This is a genomic window from Pedococcus sp. NPDC057267, assembly GCF_042668795.1.
Lineage (GTDB): Bacteria > Actinomycetota > Actinomycetes > Actinomycetales > Dermatophilaceae > Pedococcus.
On the sequence record NZ_JBHUYG010000180.1, the window covers coordinates 1 to 2,306 of the forward strand.

General features: G+C 73.3%; 2 protein-coding genes. Both read right to left on the minus strand.

The window, feature by feature from the left end; translation table 11 throughout:
• Window positions 1–37 precede the first annotated feature (37 nt).
• Window positions 38–1,663, minus strand: coding sequence for a bifunctional phosphoribosylaminoimidazolecarboxamide formyltransferase/IMP cyclohydrolase (gene purH / locus ACFUC1_RS20495; RefSeq protein ID WP_379123144.1), 1,626 nt, complete (start codon window positions 1,661–1,663; stop codon window positions 38–40).
• Entirely contained in the window at window positions 1,660–2,286 is a 627-nt protein-coding gene (gene purN, locus ACFUC1_RS20500; protein WP_379123146.1) for a phosphoribosylglycinamide formyltransferase, read from the minus strand. Before purN ends, purH begins: the two co-directional genes overlap by 4 nt.
• Window positions 2,287–2,306 lie beyond the last annotated feature (20 nt).

A 2,306-nucleotide genomic window follows, 5' to 3' on the forward strand; every position in this document is an offset into this window, starting at 1 on the left:
CCTGAGGCCAGATGCTGCCGGAACAGTGCGGCGGACCTCAGTGGGCGAAGTGGCGGGTGCCGGTGAAGTACATCGTCACGCCGGCGGCCTTCGCGGCCTCGATGACCTCCTCGTCGCGGACCGACCCGCCGGGGGCGACAACGGCGCGCACGCCCGCGTCGAGCAGCACCTGCAGGCCGTCGGCGAACGGGAAGAACGCGTCCGACGCGGCGACCGCACCCCGCGCGCGCTCGGCACCGTCGTCCCCGCCGTTGGCCCGCGACACCGCGAGGTGGCAGGAGTCGACGCGGTTGACCTGGCCCATGCCGATGCCCACCGAAGCGCCGTCCTTGGCGAGCAGGATCGCGTTCGACTTCACCGCGCGCACCGCCCGCCACGCGAACTGCAGGTCGGCAAGCGTCGCCTCGTCCGCGGCCTCGCCGCACACGAGCCGCCAGCGCTCCGCGTCGTCGCCGCCGGGCACGTCGCCCTCGACGACCGCGTCGACCCGGTCGACCGTCTGCGCGAGGATGCCGCCGCTGATGGCGCGGAACTCGACGGGGTCGGCGTACCGCCCCATGTCGGCCGGCAGGCGCAGGAGTCGACGGTTCTTCTTCTGCCGCAACAGCTCCAGCGCGTCCGCGTCGAAGTCCGGCGCGACGATGACCTCGCTGAACGTCTCGTTCGCCGCGGCCGCCATGGCCGCGGTCACCGGGCGGTTCGTCGCGATGATGCCGCCGTAGGCCGAGACCGGGTCGCACGCGTGCGCGGCGGCATACGCGTCCTCGATCGACGCACCCACGGCGATGCCGCAGGGGTTGGCGTGCTTGATGATCGCGACGGTCGGCTGGTCACCGTGGTCGTGCGCGGCGCGCACTGCAGCGTCGGCGTCGACGTAGTTGTTGTACGACATCTCCTTGCCGTGCAGCTGCTCCGCCTGTGCCAGGCCCGGGCGCCAGTGCGTGTACAGCGCCGCGCCCTGGTGCGGGTTCTCGCCGTACCGCAGGACCGCCTTCTTCTCCCACGTGGCACCGGTGAACGCCGGCCAGTGGTCCTCGCTCGGCGACAGCACCGTGCCGAACCACGACGCGACCGCCACGTCGTACGACGCCGTGTGCGCGAACGCCTGCGCCGCGAGCGCACGGCGCTGTGCCAGCGTGAAGCCGCCGCCGGCGATCGCGTCGAGCACCGCCGGGTATGCCGCGGGGTCGGTGACGATCGCGACGCTCGGGTGGTTCTTGGCAGCGGCGCGGACCATGGTCGGGCCGCCGATGTCGATCTGCTCGACGCACTCGTCCGGGGTCGCGCCGGAGGCGACCGTCTCGCGGAACGGGTAGAGGTTCACGACGACGAGCTCGAACGGCGCGACGCCGAGGTCCGCGAGCTGCTCGACGTGGTCGGGCTTGCGGGTGTCAGCCAGGATCCCCGCGTGCACGACCGGGTGCAGCGTCTTGACCCGCCCCTCGAGGCACTCGGGGAAGCCGGTCAGGTCGGCGACCTCGACCACCGGGATCCCGAGCCCGGCGATCAGCGACGCCGAGCCGCCGGTCGAGACGATCTCGACCCCGGCGGCGTGCAGCCCCCGGGCGAGCTCCTCGAGCCCGGTCTTGTCGTAGACGGAGACGAGGGCGCGACGGACCTGGCGGACGTCCTCGCTCGGCCCGGGGGTGCTCACGGTGCTCACGGAATGCTGGCCTTCCCATCGGTGACGGTGATTCCCTCGCGGGCCGCGCGGCCCACGTACTCGACGAGCAACGGGTGCTCGACAGCCTTGATGCGCTCGTGCAGCGCCTCCTCGGTGTCCCCCTCCAGCACCGGGACGGTCGCCTGCGCCAGCACCGGCCCGGTGTCGACGCCCGAGTCGACGACGTGCACGGTGCAGCCGGTCTCGGTCGCGCCGGCGGCGAGCGCGTCGCGGACGGCGTGCGCGCCGGGGAACAGCGGCAGCAGCGCGGGGTGGGTGTTGAGGACGACCCAGCGGGACAGGACCTGTGGGCCGAGCAGCTTCATGAACCCGGCCGACACCACGAACGCCGGGTCGTGGTCACCGATCCGGCGCGCCAGCTCGGCGTCCCACGCGGCCCGGTCGGCGTGGTCCTGCACGCGGCACACGAACGTCGGGATGCCTGCCGCGGCGGCGCGGTGCAGGCCGGTGATGCCCGCGCGGTCCGCGCCCACCGCGACGATGCGGACCCCGTATGCCGGGTCGGCGGCGGCGTCGATGAGGGCCTGGAGGTTGGTCCCCGACCCGGAGACGAGGACGACGATGCCGGTCGGCTCAGCGGTGCTGCGCTCGGGCGTCGTCACGTGGAGGAACGATACCGACC